This is a genomic window from Photorhabdus sp. RW14-46 (genome assembly GCF_963887965.1).
Classification (GTDB): Bacteria; Pseudomonadota; Gammaproteobacteria; order Enterobacterales; family Enterobacteriaceae; genus Photorhabdus; species Photorhabdus laumondii.
Window position 1 is genome coordinate 1 of record NZ_CAWPHH010000053.1, and the last position, 17,281, is coordinate 17,281.

At 49.9% G+C, this 17,281-nt stretch carries 12 protein-coding genes and 1 pseudogene; 10 read left to right on the top strand and 3 right to left on the bottom strand.

The features are described from left to right. Positions 1 to 243 precede the first annotated feature (243 nt). From AACQ38_RS22540 to AACQ38_RS22555, 4 genes and pseudogenes are all read left to right on the top strand, one after another. Positions 244 to 863: pseudogene (locus AACQ38_RS22540) on the top strand (Imm43 family immunity protein). Between the two features lie 1,253 nt (positions 864 to 2,116). Then, entirely contained in the window at positions 2,117 to 2,461 is a 345-nt protein-coding gene (locus tag AACQ38_RS22545; RefSeq protein ID WP_198408803.1) for an HNH/ENDO VII family nuclease, read from the top strand. A 136-nt stretch (positions 2,462 to 2,597) separates the two neighbouring features. Beyond that, the gene (locus AACQ38_RS22550) at positions 2,598 to 3,068 is read left to right on the top strand and encodes an SMI1/KNR4 family protein (protein WP_011144735.1); all 471 of its coding nucleotides are present in this window, start codon (positions 2,598 to 2,600) and stop codon (positions 3,066 to 3,068) included. Positions 3,069 to 3,241: 173 nt separating this feature from the next. Beyond that, complete coding sequence (locus tag AACQ38_RS22555) at positions 3,242 to 3,592, top strand: hypothetical protein (RefSeq protein ID WP_165579110.1); 351 nt, start codon at positions 3,242 to 3,244, stop codon at positions 3,590 to 3,592. A gap of 77 nt (positions 3,593 to 3,669) precedes the next feature. On the opposite strand, the gene AACQ38_RS22560 is transcribed toward AACQ38_RS22555, so the two are convergent. The 3 genes from AACQ38_RS22560 to AACQ38_RS22570 form a co-directional block, all read right to left on the bottom strand. Then, positions 3,670 to 4,989 carry an MvaI/BcnI family restriction endonuclease gene (locus AACQ38_RS22560; protein WP_011144733.1) on the bottom strand — a complete coding sequence of 440 codons (1,320 nt, stop codon included), beginning with the start codon at positions 4,987 to 4,989 and terminating at the stop codon, positions 3,670 to 3,672. A gap of 197 nt (positions 4,990 to 5,186) precedes the next feature. After that, entirely contained in the window at positions 5,187 to 5,660 is a 474-nt protein-coding gene (locus tag AACQ38_RS22565) for a very short patch repair endonuclease (RefSeq protein WP_011144732.1), read from the bottom strand. Positions 5,661 to 5,667: 7 nt separating this feature from the next. After that, a complete protein-coding gene (locus AACQ38_RS22570; RefSeq protein ID WP_165579111.1) occupies positions 5,668 to 7,104 on the bottom strand; it encodes a DNA cytosine methyltransferase in 1,437 nt (478 codons plus the stop codon). 101 nt (positions 7,105 to 7,205) lie between these two features. Between AACQ38_RS22570 and tssA the strand changes: the two genes are divergently transcribed. From tssA to AACQ38_RS22600, 6 genes are all read left to right on the top strand, one after another. Beyond that, the gene (gene tssA / locus AACQ38_RS22575) at positions 7,206 to 7,889 is read left to right on the top strand and encodes a type VI secretion system protein TssA (protein WP_165579116.1); all 684 of its coding nucleotides are present in this window, start codon (positions 7,206 to 7,208) and stop codon (positions 7,887 to 7,889) included. Next, positions 7,886 to 11,431, top strand: a complete 3,546-nt coding sequence (gene tssM, locus AACQ38_RS22580) for a type VI secretion system membrane subunit TssM (RefSeq protein ID WP_165579112.1) — start codon at positions 7,886 to 7,888, stop codon at positions 11,429 to 11,431. The genes tssA and tssM overlap by 4 nt, the downstream gene beginning before the upstream one ends. A 95-nt stretch (positions 11,432 to 11,526) precedes the next feature. After that, positions 11,527 to 12,867 (top strand): VasL domain-containing protein, encoded by a 1,341-nt coding sequence (locus AACQ38_RS22585; RefSeq protein ID WP_165579113.1) that lies wholly within the window; start codon positions 11,527 to 11,529, stop codon positions 12,865 to 12,867. Between the two features lie 21 nt (positions 12,868 to 12,888). Next, positions 12,889 to 14,808 carry a type VI secretion system Vgr family protein gene (locus AACQ38_RS22590; protein ID WP_165579114.1) on the top strand — a complete coding sequence of 640 codons (1,920 nt, stop codon included), beginning with the start codon at positions 12,889 to 12,891 and terminating at the stop codon, positions 14,806 to 14,808. Between the two features lie 63 nt (positions 14,809 to 14,871). Beyond that, positions 14,872 to 15,321, top strand: coding sequence for a DcrB-related protein (locus AACQ38_RS22595; RefSeq protein ID WP_165579115.1), 450 nt, complete (start codon positions 14,872 to 14,874; stop codon positions 15,319 to 15,321). Between the two features lie 15 nt (positions 15,322 to 15,336). After that, positions 15,337 to 17,281, top strand: a 1,945-nt coding sequence (locus AACQ38_RS22600; RefSeq protein ID WP_207631959.1) for a PAAR domain-containing protein, incomplete at its 3' end; no start/stop codon positions are given.

A 17,281-nucleotide genomic window follows, 5' to 3' on the forward strand; every position in this document is an offset into this window, starting at 1 on the left:
CCAGTTTATTGTCAAGGTTATATTTCTTAGAAAATGAAATTTTCTTTATCCATGAGCAGGACAATATGATTGGAATGATTCTTAATGATGCTTTTCATCCACATGAAGAAAATATGATTTTAAAAAAAATAATCAGATGGATATGAAAAATAAAATATGGTCTGGTCAAGTATCTACAACCAAATGTGGGAGAGTAAATTAATGAATTATTATGTATTAATGAACGATTATAATTCTTCACTAATGCCAAGATATCTTCATGCTATAGTAGATACCGAGAATCAAATTAATGAAAAATGGGATTATGAAGGCTCCAGGCATGATATACCTTATTATCTATTAGATAAGGAATGCCCTAATACTTTATATTTGTTATGTAATAAAAATATTGGGAAATTGTGGTTTAATTATTATCAACACAATATGGCTCATATCCTATCTGATAGATTTTTCGATATTATCAATGAGTTTAAATTAAGTGATCATGTTTTAAAAAAATTAATTGCGACATCTATTAAAGATGGAAAAACTATCAATAACTCATTAAATTATCTTTTTTTACTGACAAAGAGTTATTTCTAAATGAAAAATATTCAATATTAGAAAAAGATAAATATGGAAATTTAATTCCTCATAAATTATCTTTTCATAATGAATCATTAAATTATGATATTTTTTCAATACGGACTACTTTATTAGCAGGATTTATCTTTATTTCAGAAAAAGTAGCTAACAGATTAATTAAAGAAAATATCAAAGGAATAAAGCTAATTAAATTAGATGAAGTCTTGAATCACTATTGTGTAGATTTTAAGTACGACATTAAAGCTAATGTCAAAAAAGGGAAAATAAAATTACCCTAAGCTAATAGTAAAAAGCCGGAAAGATCCCCGTGATCTTCCGGCTTTGTTATTTCCATGCTTAAAATAAATATTTTTCACGGTTGGACTTATATATTAAATATATAATTTAAAATTAAAAAAATATAAAATAAATAATAATATAAAAAAACAATAATACATAAAAATATAATATTAATAGTAAATATATACATATGCTATATTTTAGCTATTTTATTCTGTTTTCTCTCTGAAACAGTAAAAAGCCGGAATCGCTTCCGGCTGGCTTCTTTCTTACCGTGGAGAATACCCATGCCACGCCGACGGGTTAGTGTAATAGCAAGGCATCAAGGTAATCATCACGGATATACTGATGCAATACTCTGGATAAAATAAATCTACATCAATCAATTAATACTATATCGAAACAAGTAGCTAACATTCAAAATATAACTAAAAAAGATATGGAGAATGGCAATATTATTAAACACAAAGATAGGTATAACACTAATATTCAGGGGGAAGACGTAAATTAAAAAGTCAGACAAAGCATCTTTGATCTCTGGAGTAGAATTTTAGGATAATTTAATCTGGGTGAGATAATAAATTTTTATATGGAACCCGTTGAATTCTTTAAAAGCTCGGATTTTTTATCCGGTTCTATTGAAGAATTTAATGAATATGAAATTATGGATAATAAAGATAGGGCATTAAAGCTTCTTTTCGATCAAGACATACCAGGTAACTATATGGTTTAGAGTGATTTTTTCTCTAATTTGGCATCCGAGTTTTATCTTCATGAGGATTATAAAAAAGCAGAAAAGGATATCCTTCACAGAATAAAAATATCTACCCAGGATCAAGTCAAAGAAAATATGAGAAAAAGAAAATGATATCTTATAAGAAAGAAAAAAAGGTTAGTTGATAACATAGAATACGATAACTTTCTAAATGAAGTAAATGACGAATGTAATAACAGGTTAAATATGACAAACATTTATCGATATTTATTTTAATCAAGACGCTAAATTAGAAGAAATATTTTCTATATTTAAAAAAGGAGTTATGCCGTGCGGTATAAAAAAAGATAAAAAGACATGAGTTATTTTCAATCCTATTCTTTTGAAGAATAGTTAATAAAATTATAGATGAACGGCCCTCAAAAGCTAGATTCAACATTTAATGACTAAATAAGATTCTAAAATAGTGCTACATATTACACCACTCATAATTCCATATATAACAATAGGTTGAATAAGGCCATGTGTAGCAAAATTATGAAACGCTATTTAGATTTAGAGAGGCAGTTCACAATCACCAAATCTTCCGATGTTCTTATTGATCTACCGTGGCGCATACCCACAGTAAGCCAGTGCGGATTGAAGCTTAGAGTTTACCAAGGAAATGATTTATTTGATCTCAATCATATTGATGACTTCGGAAGGACGAATATTCAACGAATGAAGAAAGGGATTACACCTATTGGTAAAGATGGCTTAGAAATAAACCTTCATCATGTCATTCAAAATGAACCTGGCCCAATGACTGAAATTTTAAGTAGTACCCATAGTAAATACAACCATATGCTTCATATGTATTCAAATCAATGGGATAAAACATAGGTCGGTCCTGATGGCATAAGACGCACATATAATAATGCGCCACCATCAACGAATAGGCACCCATTTAACCAGTGGAAGAAAACATATTGGAAAACAAGAGCATTGGACTTTTTAACTCCTTAAGAGGAAGGAAGCTATGAATTATATAGATTTAATTGAAAAGGAAATGATATCAAGCGGGGAAGAAATTCTTTCTAGTGGCGGGGTTGATATAGATACTATCCGTGAATTCGAATCATTGCTTGGTGTTACTTTTCCTGAATCATATAAATTTTTCTTACAAAAATATGGAACACTTTCTTTCGGCGGAGATGATTACTATGGAATAACTAAAAAGGGAATAAATGGAAATCAAGCCCCATGTATTCTGTATGTAACAAAGCAGGCCAGAGATTCCGGTGATATAGATGAAGGGATGATTAAAATAAAATCATCGGGATATGGTCCTTCCTATTCTATTGATACCAATATTAAAGGAAAAACAGGAGAAGCTGTAGTAGTTGAGACTGAATTATCCTTCAAAAGAGATGGAGCTAAAAACATAATTGCAGATAGTTATGCTGAGTTTCTCTTAGAAGAAATAAAACAAGCTATAGAAGACTTATAAAAGCTACTTTATATTAATAATGATAAGCCAGAGAAATCTGGCTTGCCCATTTTAAAATTAAACGTCTCATCCCGCCTTATAAATCCCCAATAAATTCCCAATAAATTCCCACATCCGCAGCTTGATCTCTCTGAGCTGGAAGTCAAATTTAAATGCATTGAAAAGATAACCATATGAAAAATGATGAGAAAATAATAGAATCTATTTTTAGTGAATTATTTGATGACAACTTACCCCGTTATCAGAATAGTTTAACCCGTCCAATAGATAATAATGATGATGTGTATGCTAACGCCAGAAAATCATTATCAAAATTAGATGATCAAGACAAAACAGCTATTTTTGACTTCTTCAAGGTAGTAATATCTGATACATCATCAACTATATTTGGAACCATTGATGGTTCTCATTTTCCACCCAATATAGATGGTGATTTTACGTTAATTTATGGAGACGAAGAAATACAAGGAAGTTTACAAGACTTATTCATAGAAAAAGCTGAGAATAAAGGTATTTTTAATTAAAAAAGTAAGGCTGAAAGATCCTCTGCAATCTTCCAGCCTTATTATGATCGTAATGCTCCAGTGAACTCATACTTCAATTAATTTTCATTTAAATCTAAGCTCTCAGCTTTATCATAAATACTTAATACATCTTTCCATTTTATCCTGAACTGATTTCTTTTTTTCACTTTAGACAATCCTTCCTGGTATTTTATATTAACACCTGGATCATAGTATATTTTACTTGATTCAAGTGCATTTATAAATTTATTAAGATTAGCACCTGTAGCTAATACAATTTGGGGACCAAACTTATAGTATGGGAAATCACCATTTTTCACATCATACGAGACAAAACATGTTTTAGAATGTTTCCGTTTCCAGTGGTCTAATAATTTTCCGAAATTCCAGCCAGCAGCAATATTACCATTTATACTCCTAAGTACTAATCCGCCATCAGGATCTATAATTTTTTTCTTATCAAAATCATATCCTTCGAGATATAAAGTCAGCTTCGTTTTTTCGTTTAACAATCCGATTTTATGTATACTGGCAAAATCGACTCTATCCTCTTTTTTACTGGATGCATAATCACTCATAAATTTATGTAAATTTTCTATGTATTCTCCTTTATTTGGTTCTGGTGTCATTAAAGTTACAACGCTTCCTGAATGTGCTTTTAATTCCCAGCCAGAAAAATCAGGTCCAGATCTGCCATTTGGTATAATTCCAAATAAACTTTCCAGGGTAAAACCTGCCCCATTTCTTGCTCTATATTCAATTACATTACCATTTTTATCCAGTCTTTGCGATTTAATAAAACCATAAGAATAAATTTCCTTCAAACGAGTTATAAGATCACTACGGCTGTCTTTAATATTAGAGTAATATTCATAAAAAACAGAGAAAACAGGATTCATTAAATTTTTATCTATTAATTCTCTGAGCTCAATGGAAAGAGCGTCTTCCCAAGAACTCATATAAGCAAAAACCATGTCTTTACATATACCAAGAATTAAATAACGATTCTTATCACATCTATTTATTCTTTCCTCTTTCGTTGGCGGTTGCATTAAATGAGATGGTGCTATTGAACAACCATTTATAATTCCCGACAGGCGAATTTCTGGATAGTTAGGATACAAAATAATTTGAGAACCATGTGCCTGTTCTTTACAACTGTCAGTATTTATCCAAAATAAATTTAATGTGGCCTTAAATCTCGCACCTTTTTTTGACATACCAGCGCTTTTCAGTTCATCAACAGGAATACCCTGTATGACAGAAAAATCCGCTCCCAAATATATCTGTTGTTTAGAATTGTCATTGTTTGCAAGTGGCTTAACTATAATTTTTTTAGCTCCCAAATCCTTCATGATAACTGATATTTTATCTATATTTATCAGTTTATTAGTCATCTTCTGCCCCGTCCATTAGTTATAATCTCTCTATAGATTAACTCTATTAAAGTAAAAATAGAATGCCACACTGAAGGATAGATTATTTTTCAAACAAAATAAAACTTATAGGTGGAAGCGATTTGGTATGTAATGTAACTGTTTCTTACAGAAAAAGAGTCAAAAAACACTTTTAATTCAAATAACTACTCATTTTTCTATAAAAGTATTTTATGTATCCCCACTGTATCAATTTCCGCATGAGTTTCACTGGCACATAACCATTCTTCAATTCTTTCTGACAACTCATTATCTGTCAGTTTCAAACGTCCTCTCAAAGTACATTCCCAAATAACTAATATCTTCCAGCTATTATCCGAAAGAGAACTCATAACAAATTGATCTCTTCTGATATTTTTCTCAATTTTATCTAACCAGAATTCAGTTCGGGTTGCCGGAGTTTTGAAGAGATGACAATTATGCCCATGCCAGAAACATCCATGAACAAACAAAACAGCCTGATATTCATCAATAACGAAATCAGGCTTACCCGGAAGCTCCCTTACCTGCACTCTATAAGTTACCCCAAGGTCATGAAGAATTTTAACGAGCTTTTTTTCTATGGCTGTATCACAGTTACGAATTGCTCTCATATTTTTACTGCGGGTGGATGGATTGTGAACATCAGCCATAAATTATCTATGCCGCCTGATCTTTGTTTATCTGCTGTTGTTTCACTGCTTTCGCTATATAAGGAGCTAATAATTTAGCAACAGCTGTAAATACAGGCACAACAACTGAGTTTCCAAACTGTCGATAAGCTTGTGTATCTGAAACTGGAATATGAAATGCTTCTCCCTGAGGAGACTCAAACCCCATTAGCCGTGCGCATTCTTTCGGTGTTAAACGACGCGGGCGATTTTCCTGGTTATCTGGATTATCAAAATCCTGTTCTCCAAGCTTTTTATTCCATCCCCGGTCAATAAGGATTTCTGAGCCATCTTTATGGTAACGCGCAGAAAGTGTGCGAGTAACACTATCCTTATTGTTGGGATCTATAAGGCCAAATCCAAAGCCATTTCCTTTAGCCTGATGTTTTCTGGCATAATTATATAAATATTTCCAGAGATTAGGGGTAAGAATATATTTACTGTCAACTTCTGGTTCAAGTAAATCCGCAAGTGTTGGCCGTTCTTTCGGGAAATATCGACTAATATCCCTAAGTGTAAATCCTTGATGAATATTCAGATCTTTCCGAAAACCAACTAACACAATTCGTTCCCTATGCTGAGGCAAAAAATATTTTCCATCAATAATTTTAGGATCATTCGGCCCCATGATATCAGCATCAGCAACAGCGTATCCCAGCTCATTCAATGTATTCATGATAATACGGAATGTTTTCCCTTTATCATGACTTTTTAAGTTCTTAACGTTTTCCAGAAGAAAAATAGCAGGTTTTTTAGCTGTAATAATTCTGGCCACATCAAAAAAAAGAGTTCCCTGTGTATCACACTCAAACCCATGAGCACGACCAAGGGAGTTCTTTTTCGAAACACCTGCTAATGAAAATGGCTGACATGGAAAGCCTGCCAAAAGAACATCATGATCTGGAATTTCTTTATCAATATTTTTATAAGCTTCTTTTTCATCTATTTTTGAGTTTTCACTTAATGTTATTTCACGAATATCAGAATTAAATTTATGGGATTCCGGATCACAATACCAGTTTGCTTTGTAGGTACGAACAGCATCTTTGTTCCATTCGCTGGTAAAAACACACTGACCGCCAATTTCTTCAAAACCTTTTCGAATTCCTCCAATCCCTGCAAAAAGATCAATGAAACGGAAACCGTATTGAGGATGATTTTTGGGTGGTTCAGGTAGCATTTTTTGGAGCATAGCAACTTCAACTTCTGTTAACAACTTCTGGACTGATTTTCCGTGAAACCAGCGATTTAAAGTTTCACGGGTCCAGTCGTTATAATTTACTCTGCGCAAAAGTTCTGCAATAGTTTTTTGATCATAAGACTCAAAAAGTTGTCCCATCAGCTTTTTAACTGATGCCAACTTTTGCTGCTGCAATAACTTCGATTTTTCATGGAGATCCTGGGCATACGAAAAAAATTCTTTCATTTTATTTATCCGAAAAATGTTTTATTTAGTGATATTATATCACTAGATTGACCCAGAATAAAGAAATTTATGGATATTTATACAGTTATTTACTTTACACAGTGACTCATCTAACCACAGCACCGATGGCGAATGGCACCGGCAAAACACCGCTGGCGCCGACGTCGGCAGACCGTACCGCCGATTATCTGGCGAAACTCCCGGCGGCGGATAACTCCCTGCTGCAACAGATAGAACAGAGTCTGACCCTGGCCCCTTACTGGCTGGACGGGCACGCTATCGCGGCACAGGCCGCCGGCAAACTGGGTTACCACGCCGTGGCTGACGCTATCCGCGATGAACTCCGGGCCTTTCTTGACCGTCTGCCGGTCCTGCAAAACCTGTCTTTCTCCGACCGGAGCCCGTTTATCTCCGACGCCACGCTGAACTGGCTGCATCCCCCGGCGACCGCCACCGTCAGCAGCGGCTCCACGCCGGAACAGGACGCCATCTGGCACTGTTTTCAGCAACACGGACTGGAAGCCGCCCTCCACGCCGCGGAGCAATATCAGCAACAGCTGACCGAACCGCGGGATCAATTCTACGGTCAGTTACTGACGGCCCAGTTACTGGAGCAGGCGGGCATGAACGCGCTGGCACAACAACATTACCGCCAGCTGCGCCAGGCAGGACAACACCTGTCACTCGCCGACTGGGAACCCGGCCTGCTGGCGGCACTGGCAGAAAAAGCCCCGATGACCGCCCCCGCCAAGACGACGACCGCAAACAGGAGCGTTAACCCATGAACTGGCTTTCTCTGCTGCTCAGCAATATCAAAAAACCGGCGAGGCCGCGTCTGCCGCCCCTGAAAGCCACCGCCTCGCTGATACTGGCCCTCCTGCCCTGTCTGGCCCTCATCTGGCTCTGGTGGTGGGGACCCGGCTGGCAGTTTAAGCAGACGCATCCGCTGGACACCCTGTCTGCCCGCTGGCTGGCGACGGTGATCATCCTCCTGCTGGCCCTGAGCGTTGTCGGGATAAAAATCTGGCGCCGCCTGCGCCAGCTTGAAAAACTTAAGCTGGAGGGGGAACTGAACACCGTCGATCCGGTGCGCGCCGATATCACCCGTCAGGACCGTTATCTCCATCACTGGAAAGCGCAACTGCAACGCCATCTGGGGACCCGGGATTATCTCTACCAGCGCCCCTGGTACCTGGTGATGGGTAACACCGGCAGCGGCAAAACCGCCCTGATTCAGGCCGGCTGCCGGCTGACTGACATTGCCGCCCCGGACACCCTGAGCGGGGAAGAGGCGCTGCCCCTGCATCTGCGCTGCTGGCTGGGGGAGAAAGCCGTCATCATTGACCCGGACGGCTTCCTTATCGACCCGCTATCGCCGCCGGACACCGGCAAACCCCAGCTGCCCGCCCGCCTGTGGCAGGCGCTGCTCGCCTGGCTCACCGAAAACCGTCAGCGCCAGCCGCTCAACGGCATCATCCTGACGGTGGACATTCACCGCTTACTGACCGACAACAAAGCGCAGCGGGAACGGGTTATTGCCGCGCTTCACCTGCGCCTGCAGGATCTGCGATTAACTCTGCATCATCCTCTGCCTTTCTATCTGGTGCTGACCAAACTCGACCGGCTGCACGGTTTCAGCGCCGCTTTCCAGTCGCTGGACAGCGCGCAGCGCGCCCAGATCCTGGGCGTCACCTTTAGCCTGAATGCGCAGGATGAGCAGAGCTGGCGCACTGAGCTGGCCCAGTTCTGGCACCAGTGGATGCAGCAGCTCAACGCGGCCATGCCGGACATGATGCTCAACAAAGTCGATATCAGTCAGCGCAGTCCGCTGTTCAGCTTCACCCGCCAGATACAGGGGCTGCACAGCTATCTGGTGCCGCTGCTGGAGGGGCTCCTCGACAACGGCGGCCCGGCACAACCCGGCCTGCGGGGGGTTTATCTCACCTCGTCTCAACAAATCGGCCAGATGGATGACCTGTTTACCCAGTCTGCCGCCGTGCAGTATCATCTGGGGCCGCAGGCTTTTCCCACCTGGCCGGTGGCGGACACCGTGCCCTACTTCACCCACGCGCTGTTTGAAGCGGTCCTGCTGGCCGAACCGAATCTGGCGGCTGAAAACCGCCGGTGGTTAAGCCGCCACCGCCACACACTGCTGACCTTCTCCACGGCGGGTGCCGGGGTGGTGCTGGCCCTGTGGAGCGGCTGGCACTATTACTATCAGCAGAACTACCGGGCCGGCGACGAGGTCCTGGCGCAGGCCAACATCTTCCTGTCGGTGCCGCCGCCCACCGGCGAAGACCGTCTCGGCAATTTACAGCTTCCCCTGCTCAATCCGCTGCGTGAGGCCACGCTGGCCTACGGGGATTACCATCAGAAAGGGCTGCTGGCGGATATGGGGCTCTATCAGGGCGCAGCGGTCGGCCCGTATGTGGAAAACACCTACCTGCAACTGCTGTCTCAGCGCTTCCTGCCGGCCTTAATGAACGGCCTGCTGGATGACCTGAACCGGGCACCGAAAGGCAGCGAAGAAAAACTGGCCGTCCTGCGTATCATGCGGATGCTGGAAGATGGCAGCGGCCGCCATAAATCGCTGGTCGAACACTATCTGCAGGCGCGCTGGAGTCAGGCGTTTAACGGCCAGCGCCCGTTGCAGGCGCAGTTACTGACGCATCTGGACTATGCGCTGGATCACACCGACTGGCGGGCCGCACGGGAGGCGGGCGATCAGGCCGCTATCAGCCGCTTTGCACCTTACCAACTGCCGCTCATGAATGCCGAGAAAGAACTGAGTCAGCTCTCGATTTATCAGCGGGTCTACCAGAACCTGCGCATTAAAGCCCGGGATTCACTGCCGCCGCCCCTCAACCTGCGCGACCAGATTGGCCCGGGCTTTGACCGCCTCTTTATGGCCAATAATGACAAGCAACTGATTATCCCGCAGTTCCTGACGATAAACGGCCTCAACAACTATTTCGTCAAACAGGACGACCAGCTGATCGACCTCACCGTCATGGACAGCTGGGTGCTGAACCTGTCACACAACGTGCAGTACAGCGACACGGACCGGCAGGCAATCCAGCGACAAATCACTGAGCAGTACCTGGGAGACTACACGGCCACCTGGCGCGCGGCCATGAACAACCTGGATATTCGTGATTTCACCGATATCCCGCAGGCCCTCAGCGCCCTTGAACAGGTCATCAGCGGCGAACAGCCCATCAGCCGGGCCCTGCAAATCCTGAGCGACAACACCCGTCTGCCGGAGATTAACGAGACGCTGCCGGCCAAAGCCCGGCAGCCGTTACGTGATACCCCGGATTACCGCCTGCGGGTGCGTATTCACCGGGAATTCGCGCCGGAAACCGCGGTGCTGGAGGAGTCCGGGGACAAAAACAGCACCCTGCAGGGGGTTTATCAGCAACTGGCGGCCCTGCACCGTTACCTGCTGGGCATTCAGAACGCGCCGGTCCCGGGCAAAGCCGCCCTGAATGCCGTTCAGCAGCGGCTTGAACAGCATAACGACGACCCGATTTTCGACGTACAGCAGCGGGCGAAAACCCTGCCGGCACCGCTCAACCGCTGGGTCGGCGCACTGGCGGAACAGGCCTGGCGGGTGGTGATGCGGGAAGCCATCCGTTCGCTGGAAATCGAATGGCACGACACCGTCGTCAGACAGTACCAGACCTACCTGGCCGGCCGCTATCCGTTTAACCCGGACGCGACGGAGGAGGTGCCGCTCAGTGAGTTCGGGCGGTTCTTCCGGCCCGGCGGCACGCTGGATGCCTTCTATCAGCAGAACCTGAAACCGTTTGTGGAAAACAACCTGACCCACCGCGCGGACGGCCAGCAACTTATCCGCCCGGATGTGCTGGAACAGCTGAAACGGGCCGACCGTATCCGCGACACCTTCTTCTCGCCGCAAAACGGTCTGGGGGTCCAGTATGCCATTGAGCCCCTCAGCCTGACCGGCAATAAACGCCGCAGCCTGCTCAATCTCGACGGCCAGCTGCTCGATTACGCCCACGGCCGCAGCAGCATTGTGCACCTCATCTGGCCCAACGCGATGCGGGCCGGGGTGGAAAGCCAGCTCACACTGATACCGGATGCCGGCGGCAAATCGCCGCGCGCCATCCGCTTCACCGGCCCGTGGGCCCAGCTGCGCCTGATTAACAGCGGCAAACTGACTAACGTACGTCAGGATTCGTTTGATGTGCGGTTCACGGTGGACGGGGGCGACATGACCTACCGTCTCTACGTGGATGAATCCGACAACCCGTTTGCCGGCGGCCTGTTCAGTCAGTTCAGACTGCCTGACACCCTGTATTAAGGGCAAACTGTATTAATAGCAAATTTTATTCATTGCAACATAGCAACCCACCCTGTCCTCCGCGCCGGCGGAGGCAGGTTAAAGGATGAACGGCCATGCGTGAACCCCCTGAAAACCTGATTATCCGCGCCGGCGGCAACCCGATGACGCTGCCGGCATTCACAGCCATACGCGAAGAAATTAACAAAATCAACCACCCGTCTCAGCCGGCGGTGAACTGGCCGCTCATTGAATCCCTGGCCCTGACGCTGTTTCGCTCCCACGGCGTCGATTTGCAGAGCGCGATTTACTACACCCTGGCCCGGATGCAGCTCAGCGGCCTGGCGGGGTTTACCGAAGGCTGTGAACTGCTGGCCGGGGTGATGGTCAGCCAGTGGGATGACCTGTGGCCGCCGCAGCCGGCGGTCCGCACCGACCTGCTGGACTGGTTTAACACCCGCTGCGGCAACGCCTTACGCCAGCACGATTACACCGCCCGCGACCTGCGGATGATTTACCGGGCCGAGCGGGCCTTACAGCTGATAGTCGACCGGCTCCAGCAGTCCGACCTGAAACGCCTGCCGAAAGTCGACAACCTGTTGTGGTTCTTCCAGAACACCGCCAAAAAACTGGAACAGGCCCGTATCCTGCCCAAACCCGCGGCCAGACCCGTGCAGATGCCGCCGCTGGTTTACCTCGCCGGCACTGAACCGGTGCCGTCTGAACCGGACACCCACGACGACGCGGGATATGACCCCCGTCAGCCTAAAGTCCAGGTCCGTTTCCCTGAACCGCCCCCGCGGCCGATGAGTGCCTTACAGGGGTTCGGCCTGGGCCTGTTACTGGGTGCATTCGTCCTGACCGGGACCTGGCTGGGATTTTACCGGCCTCTGCAACAGCAATTCACTGCCCTGACTGACACCCCGGACGGGGCCCGACTGGCCTGGTTATCTCATCCTGACCTGCCAGCCTATGCACCGCAGTTAACCCGGTTAGCGGACACCTCCCCGCTGGTGGTGCTGCAACAGGCTGAGCAGCTGACCGATATGGCACAAAAAACCTGGCCGCAGGACCGCCGGCAACAGCGGGAAACCCGGCGCTGGCAACAGTTACAGTCTATCCGGCGGGAAAACGCGCCGACGCCCGGCAACTGGTGGGAGACCCGGCATCAGCTCCAGTTACTGGCGGACAATATCCTGACCCAGGAGCGCAACCGGGGCAGTTTCACCCTCTCTTACCTGAAAACGGCGATTTACCAAATCCAGCACAGCCACAACCGTGACGTCCCGCTGGAAGAGCTGCTGCGCCAGCTTTCCGCCGCCGTCGAACAGGGTGAGAGCGTCTCGCCGGCGCTGATAAAAAAGACCGACGACCGGTTTAACGCCCTGCTCAGCCAGTATTACGCGTTGCAGCAGGCCGCCGGCCTGACCGCGCTCCCTGAGAAAAACCGCCCGTAAATTCAGAGAAGGAACCCTTATATGTCATTCCAGAAAAAAACCGCCGACGCCGGCAACCTCGCACAACAAATCGCTGACCGGCTGAGTCCGCAAAGCGCCGGCGGGTTACAGTTTACCCTCACCGCCGGCGGCCTGCCGCCGCACACCTTTGTGGTGGCCGGCTTTACCCTGCACGAAGCCCTCTCCACCCCGTTCACGCTGACCGTCAGTTTAGCCAGCGCCGACCCGGCGATTGATTTCGCCGCCGTCCTCGACCAGAGCGCTACCCTGACCATCCTGCGCGCCGGCAAAGTCGAGCGCACCGTCACCGGCATGGTCGCCAGCTTTGTCCAGGGCAATACCGGCAAACACCAGACCCGCTATGACATGACCATCCGGCCCGATATGTGGCGCACCACCCTGCGCCAGAATGCCCGGATTTTTCAGCAGCAGGACATCAAAACCATCCTCACCACCCTGCTTAAAGAGAACGGCGTCCGGGATGTGGCGTTCAGCCTGCGCAATCCGCACCCGGAACGGGAGTTCTGCGTCCAGTACCGCGAAACCGATTTTGACTTTCTGCAACGCCTCACCGCCGAAGAAGGGATTTTTTACTGCTTTGACTTCACCGGCAATAAAAACACCCTGGTGTTTGCCGACGATGCGGGCTCTGTCGTCAAAGGCCCGGTGCTGCCCTATCACCCCGACGACGCTGAACAGGCCCGGCAACTGTGCATTACCCGGCTGACCCGCCAGGCGCAGGTACGGCCGGCGGTGGTCGAGCTCAAAGATTACACCTTCAAAAACCCGGCCTGGGCGGCGGAGTTCCGTCATCAGATGCGGGAACAGGACCTCCAGCATACCGGCTATGAACACTTCGATTTTCCCGGCCGCTTCAAAGACGGGCAGCACGGTGCCGATTTCACCCGCTACCGGCTGGAAGCGCTGCGCAACAATGCCCTGACCGGCGACGGTGACAGTAACGCCGCGACCATGCAGCCCGGCGTGCTGTTCACCCTGACCGGCCATCCCCGGCCTGACCTCAACCGGTGCTGGCAGCTGGTCGGCGTCACCCATCATGGCAGCCAGCCGCAGGCGCTGGAACAGGCCGCCGGGGAGAGCGGCACCACCCTGCGCAACGACTTTACCTTCATTGCCGACCATCAGCACTGGCGCCCGGCCCCGCTACCCAAACCGGCGATGGACGGTCCGCAGATTGCCAAAGTCGTGGGCCCGGCCGGCGAAGAAATCTACTGCGACGCCTACGGCCGCATCCGCCTGCAATTCCTCTGGGACCGCTACGGCCGGAGCAACGACAGCAGCTCCTGCTGGATACGGGTGACCCAGCCCTGGGCCGGTCAGGGCTGGGGCATGCTGGCAATACCGCGGATTGGGCAGGAAGTGGTGGTGGACTTTCTTAACGGCGACCCGGACCAGCCGATTGTCACCGGGCGCACCTACCATGCCAGCAATCTGCCGCCGGGAACCCTGCCGGGCAGCAAAACCCAGATGACCTTCCGCTCCAAAACCCATAAAGGGGACGGCTACAACGAACTGCGCTTCGAGGATGCCAAAGGCAGTGAAGCGCTGGCGCTGCATGCCCAGCGGGACATGCACACCGTGGTGAAACACGACCAGACCCTGGTGGTGGAAACCGGCAACCGCCAGGTGGCGGTGAAGAGCGGCGATGAACAGACCCGCATTGAGCAGGGCAGCCTCACCGAAACCATCTGCCGGCTGCGCAGCACCGAAGCCAACCAGATACAGGTCAAAGCCACCGCGGGCAACGCCGGCGAGGGTACCCAGCTCTATACGGCCAGCGACAACCTCACCCTGACCGTCGGTGCCGGCAGCATTGAGATGACCCAGACGCATATCAGACTCACCTTTGGCGGCTCAGTCATTACCCTGAACGCCGACGGGGTGTCCGTTAACGGCAGCAAAATTGGCCTGAATAACTAATCTGACCTGAATAACGGCCCCGGCTGCCCGCCGGGCGCCCTGAACACTCACCCGGAGAACCCGATGACGCAGGAAAATACCTTAATCCCTTTCCACTTTAACGCCGGCACCCTCAACGTGCCCCGCGACTGGCGGGATGTCAGTATGCTGGTACTCACCAGCCCCGATGACAACAACGGCAGCAGCTTTACCCTGTCCCGCGACACCCTGCCCTGGGGCCTCGACTTCCCCCAGTTTGCCGAACGCGAAATCACGTCCCTCAGTCAGCAGCTGAAAGACTGGCAGCTTATCGCTCAGGAACCCGGCCGGCTCAATGGCGGCGACACCCTGACCGCCGAGTTCACCTGGGCCGCCCCGCAGGGCCCCCTGCATCAGCTGATGATGATGCTCAACCTGCCACACCAGGTGCTGATACTGACCGGCACCTGCAACGGTGCCATGACCCCGGCTCAGCGCGCACAGATGCAGGCCATCATGACCTCGTTTCAAGCCCGTCCGGGTGAAGAACCCTAACCCCCGGGAGTCGTCATGAGCCTATTACAAAATGTCTGGGTGGGTGCCGGCGCTGCCCGACGGCAAACCCCTCCCGGTCCCGAGGCCGCCGCCCCGGCTAAACCCTCACAACCCACGCCACCGCCCCGGACCCCCAGGACAACATCGGGTTCCGATAAGGCGCTGGCCTTTCTGGAAAGCGAGGCGTTCAGCCAGGCTTCCATGGGGGCGGCCGGGGCTTATGCCGTGGCCGCCGGCGCAGCCGCCCCCTTTGCCGCCGGCCTGGCCGCCGGGGCCGTCGGCGCATCGGCCGGCAGTGATGTCGGCGATAAAATCGGCCACCAGGTCGCCCGCGCGATGGGGATGCAGACCGTCTCCACCGAAGGAAGTGCACCCGCCCGGCTCGGGGACGCGATTGCTCACCAGAATAAAAGCGCCGGGTTATGGGGCGCGCTGGGCGGCGTCCTGCTGGGGGCCGTCGTGGCGGTGGCTGCCGCTGCGTTTGTGGTGGCGACGGCCGGCGTCGGCGCCGCTATCCTTGCCGGCGCGGCGGCCGGATTAGCCGGCGGCTTTGTCGGCGGCGCGGTAGCCGGTATCGGGGCCGCTATCGGGCAATACGGTCAGAATAAAGGCACCATTATTGAAGGCTCGCCCAATGTCTTTTTTGAAGGCAAACCGGTGGCCCGGGCCGGAGATAAAATTGCCTGCAGCGACCACCCCGGCCCGGCAGTGATGGCCGAAGGCGCGAAAACGGTGTTTGCCAACGGCAAGCCCATTGCCCGGCTGGGCCACCGCACCACCTGTGACGCTAATATCAACAGCAGCGCGGCGTCCATTGCCCTCACCCAGGAGACCGAAGGCGTCTGTGACATCATGGTCAGCAGCGACCGGGCCTTACGCTGGGCCGTGGTGCTGGCCGGCCTCCTCCCCCTGCCCAGAGGAAACAAAAACCGCCCCCATGAATCGCCCCCCACCCCGTCGGTGAAAAAAACCGGCTGTGACAGCCAACTCTGTAGCAAAGCCGGCGAGCCGGTCGACGTGGCGACCGGCGACTTCCTACAGGTCTGGCCGGTGCTGGCCCTGCCGGGGGTCTTGCCGCTGACCCTGAACCGGACTTACCGCTCCACCGCCGCCCTGGCCGGGCTGTTCGGCCCCCAATGGGCCGACGACTGGTCTCAGCACCTGCGCCGCGACGGCGAGGAAACCCATTTCACCGATGGCGAAGGGGTGATTTACACCTTCCACACCCCGGCGGAAACCGTCTTCTCGGTCAATCTCCATGCCGGTCACTATCTGCTGTACGGCCAGCGCGACGGCGAACTGCGTCTGTTTAACCGCCGTACTCAGCAGATACTGAGTTTTGCCGAAGTCCAGGGGGATAAACGCCGCCTGTCCATGACAGAGGACCGCAACGGCAATCAGACCGTCTTTCATTACGATAAACACCACCGCCTGACCCGCCTGGTCCATGCCGACACGGCGACCCTGGCGCTGCATTATGAACACCAGCAGCTCACGGCCATTGACTGGCTGCACGCCGAACAGCGCCAGCGGCTGGTGACCTGCCGCTATGATAATTCGGGGTATCTGGCGGAATGTGACACCTTTCAGTTTCACCACCTGTGGCATGAATACACGCCGTGCGGCTATATGACCCGCTGGCATGACACCGATAAAACCGATGTCACGATTGACTACGATAACGCAGGCCGGGTAACCGCCACCGCCACCCCACAGGGGTACTGGCAGGACCGTTTTGAATACGATGACGACCATAACATCACCACCTATTTCGATGCCGAAGGCGGCTGCACCCGCTACCACTATAACGCCGACGGCCTGGTGACCCGCCAGGTCGACCCGCTCGGCCATGACACCCGGACTGAATGGGATTTCAGTCACAAAACCGCCGAAACCGACCCGCTGGGCCGGACCACCACATATGAATACAGCCCTTACGGCGAGCTGACCGGCGTCATGT

Excerpts from the sequence above, each read along its gene's own strand:
- AACQ38_RS22595 (WP_165579115.1), top strand. The coding sequence starts at position 14,872 with ATGACGCAGGAAAATACCTTAATCCCTTTCCACTTTAACGCCGGCACC.
- AACQ38_RS22560 (WP_011144733.1), bottom strand. The coding sequence starts at position 4,989 with ATGACTAATAAACTGATAAATATAGATAAAATATCAGTTATCATGAAG.
- AACQ38_RS22550 (WP_011144735.1), top strand. The coding sequence starts at position 2,598 with ATGAATTATATAGATTTAATTGAAAAGGAAATGATATCAAGCGGGGAA.
- AACQ38_RS22565 (WP_011144732.1), bottom strand. The coding sequence starts at position 5,660 with ATGGCTGATGTTCACAATCCATCCACCCGCAGTAAAAATATGAGAGCA.
- AACQ38_RS22570 (WP_165579111.1), bottom strand. The coding sequence starts at position 7,104 with ATGAAAGAATTTTTTTCGTATGCCCAGGATCTCCATGAAAAATCGAAG.
- AACQ38_RS22585 (WP_165579113.1), top strand. The coding sequence starts at position 11,527 with ATGCGTGAACCCCCTGAAAACCTGATTATCCGCGCCGGCGGCAACCCG.
- AACQ38_RS22590 (WP_165579114.1), top strand. The coding sequence starts at position 12,889 with ATGTCATTCCAGAAAAAAACCGCCGACGCCGGCAACCTCGCACAACAA.
- AACQ38_RS22555 (WP_165579110.1), top strand. The coding sequence starts at position 3,242 with ATGAAAAATGATGAGAAAATAATAGAATCTATTTTTAGTGAATTATTT.
- AACQ38_RS22545 (WP_198408803.1), top strand. The coding sequence starts at position 2,117 with ATGAAACGCTATTTAGATTTAGAGAGGCAGTTCACAATCACCAAATCT.
- tssM (WP_165579112.1), top strand. The coding sequence starts at position 7,886 with ATGAACTGGCTTTCTCTGCTGCTCAGCAATATCAAAAAACCGGCGAGG.